The organism is Candidatus Cloacimonadota bacterium (assembly GCA_012516855.1).
Taxonomy (GTDB): domain Bacteria; phylum Cloacimonadota; class Cloacimonadia; order Cloacimonadales; family Cloacimonadaceae; genus Syntrophosphaera.
Genome location: JAAYWB010000128.1, coordinates 1 through 3,728 on the forward strand (window position 1 = coordinate 1; position 3,728 = coordinate 3,728).

Annotated in this window: 4 protein-coding genes; all 4 read left to right on the forward strand. The window is 35.2% G+C overall.

Going from position 1 to position 3,728, the window contains the following annotated elements:
• Nucleotides 1-370 precede the first annotated feature (370 nt).
• The 4 genes from GX466_09400 to GX466_09415 all read left to right on the forward strand — a co-directional run bounded on the left by GX466_09400 (nucleotide 371) and on the right by GX466_09415 (nucleotide 3,366).
• A complete protein-coding gene (locus GX466_09400) occupies nucleotides 371-919 on the forward strand; it encodes a hypothetical protein (protein ID NLH94410.1) in 549 nt (182 codons plus the stop codon).
• Nucleotides 920-923: 4 nt separating this feature from the next.
• Complete coding sequence (locus GX466_09405) at nucleotides 924-1,250, forward strand: hypothetical protein (GenBank protein NLH94411.1); 327 nt, start codon at nucleotides 924-926, stop codon at nucleotides 1,248-1,250.
• 29 nt (nucleotides 1,251-1,279) lie between these two features.
• A complete protein-coding gene (locus GX466_09410; protein ID NLH94412.1) occupies nucleotides 1,280-1,768 on the forward strand; it encodes a hypothetical protein in 489 nt (162 codons plus the stop codon).
• Nucleotides 1,769-2,145: 377 nt separating this feature from the next.
• The gene (locus GX466_09415; GenBank protein NLH94413.1) at nucleotides 2,146-3,366 is read left to right on the forward strand and encodes a TCR/Tet family MFS transporter; all 1,221 of its coding nucleotides are present in this window, start codon (nucleotides 2,146-2,148) and stop codon (nucleotides 3,364-3,366) included.
• The last annotated feature ends 362 nt before the right edge of the window (nucleotides 3,367-3,728 follow it).

Sequence of the window (3,728 nt, forward strand, 5' to 3'; positions counted from 1 at the left end):
ATATTCGGGGAGTTGACAGAGAATTATTAATGATGAAATAGCCAACGCTTCGTAGGCAAGCACATTTGCAGGTCGCACCAGCTAACGCTAAAACCAAAACCTGCAAAAGAGCTTGCCTACCCCAACGCACGGCAGACAGAAAAGAAGCAGCAAAAATGAAAGACAGAATAACGAGAGACAATAACGGCCAGCTTGTAACAGGCGGTATATTTTATTGCCGAGACAGTGCGGGTTTCAGCGTTTCTGCATCTAATAAACTTTCGTGTAACTTGACAGGACAGTGCTTCGAAATCGGCAACAAAAACATACCGCCAAATCGTTATCGGCAATTTTGAATAAAAACATACTCTAACCTTAAAAAACAATAAAAATGAGAAAATTATTATTTGCAATTAGTGTTATTCTTCTGACATCTAGCTTATATGCTCAAGATGCAAAAGACGTACAAAAAGAATCGACAAAAATGGATGCTTTTGCATCAAAAACCGGTACAATAATCAAGTATATTGACTATTCGTTACCAAACTTAAAACTTAGCCTTGGTGTAGCTGAAACTAGAATTCGAAAATTTATTAGTGGACAAGAAGAAAAATATTTCTTTCAAATTTCAAAAGCTGGACAATATGATACCAAAACAGCATCTATTGCAGATGAAGATTTAATTGAAGTTATTAAGGCAATTGAACCATTAAAAAAGGAATCTGTCTCTGACTTAGCATTAAATCCTGACTATTTAGAAAACAAATTTGTTACAGATGACGGTTTTAAATTAGGGTACTATGTAAGTAAAGGAAAACTTGTTTGGTACTTAGTATTAGAAAAGTATGGTTCTGGAAATACAATTTTCGTAAATGATTTATCGACAATAGAAACAGCTTTTAATGGGGCAAAACAAAAAATTGATGAATTAAAGAATTAGAAAAATGAAAAAAATAATCATAAAATTGATAGTCTTTATATTCATCATTGGACTTTTATTTCGAATATGTTGCGGAGTTTTTGTAATTCAACCAATTGGTGCAATTCCCGAAGGAACTACAATTGTATATTGGCGTTTAGGGATGAATTTACCTTTTATTGCTTCTGCTGATGGAATTTTAGAAAAATCAGAGGCTGGCGTTTCTCTTCTAGGAAGAGGTTTAGTTTTAGCCAAGGTTGCAGAACCAATTAAAAAAAGAGAAATTTTTCGATTTGGTTATTCAGAGACACTCTATTTATGGTCAACTGGAGGTAAATCTTACGAAAAATAAAATTGTTAAATCTTTCAAATAAACGTATCATGAACAAGTTAATAATAATTCTTACTACTTTATTTTTCCTTTCAAATACATCTTATTCTCAATCAATTGAATCAAAAATCAGAGAGTTTGCAAAAAACGAATATCCGAATGATATTGATATGCAAAATTATATTTACAAACAACAAATGTCTGCATATCGGTACATGCTAACAGTGACCGACAATGAGGTTAAGCAAATTGCATATAGAGAATATCCAAACGACTACTCAATGCAGCAATACATTTATAACAATCAACTTGCAGCAAAAAATTATATGAAAACTGTCACAGATATTGAGGTCAAACAAATTGCAAATAGAGAATATCCTAACGATTATTCAATGCAAAAGTATATCTATGACAATCAACTTTCAGCTAAAAATTATATGAAATCAGTTACAAATGCGGCTGCAAAAGCAAAAGCTCAAAGAGAATATCCAAATGATTATTCAATGCAGAAATATATTTATGATAAAATAGTATATTGATTGAAATGAAAAAAAGCCGATAACACAGTACATATTGCAGGGCGGGGTTCGGTGGTACGCCAACGGCGGATTCTCGCATCGCAGTTCCGTGTCCTTCGGACAGGAACGCTCTCCGAAATTCGCCCCGACAACATGTACCAACCGTTAGCGGCAACCTTGAGAAAGACATAGTACTCTTTGATAACCAATAAAAAAAATCTAATACTAAAACTTTTCGAAAAATATATTATCTTTGTGGCATTATGAGGCAGTAATAACACCATATTGTAATCTTTATTCTCAATCAATTCTGATTGGGATTTTTTGCTATACATTTATAGTTAAACAATTATATATGCTGCTCTGAGAGTAACATATAAATTTAATTGCTTCATAAGATGAAATCAAATAAAAATTCAACGCTAATATTTATTATTGTTGTAGTCGTAATTGACACAGCAGGTTTTGGTTTAATATTTCCAGTACTTCCACAACTTTTAAACAATTTACTTCATTCTGATATAAGTACGGCAGCTAAATATGGAGGCTGGCTCTCGTTTGCTTATGCCGTTATGCAATTTGTGTTTGCACCAATTCTCGGCAATTTAAGTGACCGATATGGAAGACGACCAGTGCTTTTAAGTTCGTTGTTTGGCTTCAGTATTGACTGTGTTTTTCTTGCTTTTGCACCCAATATTCTGTGGCTCTTTGTTGGGAGGACAATCGCAGGAATAACGGGTGCAAGTTATTCTGTAGCATCTGCCTGTGTTGCAGATATAAGTACAGACGATAATAGGACTAAAAACTTTGGGGTTGTAAACGCAGCATTCGGTCTAGGATTTATTATTGGCCCAATAATTGGAGGAACATTAGGTCAGTTCGGAACGCATACTCCCTTTATAGTTGCAGCCATACTTAGTTTTATCAATTTCACCTTTGGCTATTTCTTTTTCCCCGAATCTCTAAACATTGATACTCGTAGAACATATGAGTGGAAAAGGGCTAACCCATTCGGTTCCCTAAAGCATTTAAGTGAATTCCCATTGATAAATACACTGGTGCTTTCAATGATTTTTGTATCAATAGCAAACCACAGCATGGAAAGCGTTTGGGCTTATTTTACAATTGAAAAATTTAAATGGGATACTTCGCTTATTGGTTATTCATTAGCCGTGATAGGTTTGTTATCAATTATTGTTCAGCTATGGTTAGTCGGCATTTTGGCAAAGAAACTTGGCGACAGACGAATGGCAGTATTTGGCCTCATGCTTACGATGACAGGATTTTTCCTTTTTGCTTTTACAGAGTGGCAATGGTTGCTTTTAGTAGCATTGTTAGTATATATTGTAGGAGGAGTACAGGGAACAGCTATTCAGAGTATTACGTCTTCTACAATACCAGAAAATGAACAAGGAGAATTGCAAGGTAGTCTTGGAAGTTTAATGGGTTTAACAACACTCATTGCCCCACCACTAATGACAAGTAGCTTCTCATATTTTACGGGTAAGAATTCTGCAATTTATTTTCCAGGTATTTCTTTTTTAATTGCAGCCTTACTTACACTGATTAGTTTAATTTTGTTGATTAAAAGTTTCAAAAAACACAAAATGAAAAAATAAGGCAGCCGCTAACATAGGCTCATAAGCAATTGGGGTTTAAGTGGTTGGGCGTGCGTCGCTCTCGCTTGCAAGCTTTCTGCTCGGTTGATAAGAAAGCGTCCACGTAGTCCCCAACTGCTTATAGCCTCATCCGTTATGCCCAAGCGCAGAAACCAATCAAAAACTGATATGTTTTCCTGCCATACGTTCTTTGAAACCTGATACTAGAACGGAAAGCAATTGTGAAATATCAACGGTCTTTTTTCAAACAACAAAAAATATATAACTGGCCCGCCACGAGGTAGATCTGGTTTGTAACTGCCTTTGAAACTGAAGGCGGCATTCCGGTAACCAGGTTTCTGTTCACGCAGAAAGCCATAACA

What these genes read in the sequence shown, in the direction of transcription:
- GX466_09405 (NLH94411.1), top strand. Translation starts at nt 924, where the DNA reads ATGAAAAAAATAATCATAAAATTGATAGTCTTTATATTCATCATTGGA.
- GX466_09400 (NLH94410.1), top strand. Translation starts at nt 371, where the DNA reads ATGAGAAAATTATTATTTGCAATTAGTGTTATTCTTCTGACATCTAGC.
- GX466_09415 (NLH94413.1), top strand. Translation starts at nt 2,146, where the DNA reads ATGAAATCAAATAAAAATTCAACGCTAATATTTATTATTGTTGTAGTC.
- GX466_09410 (NLH94412.1), top strand. Translation starts at nt 1,280, where the DNA reads ATGAACAAGTTAATAATAATTCTTACTACTTTATTTTTCCTTTCAAAT.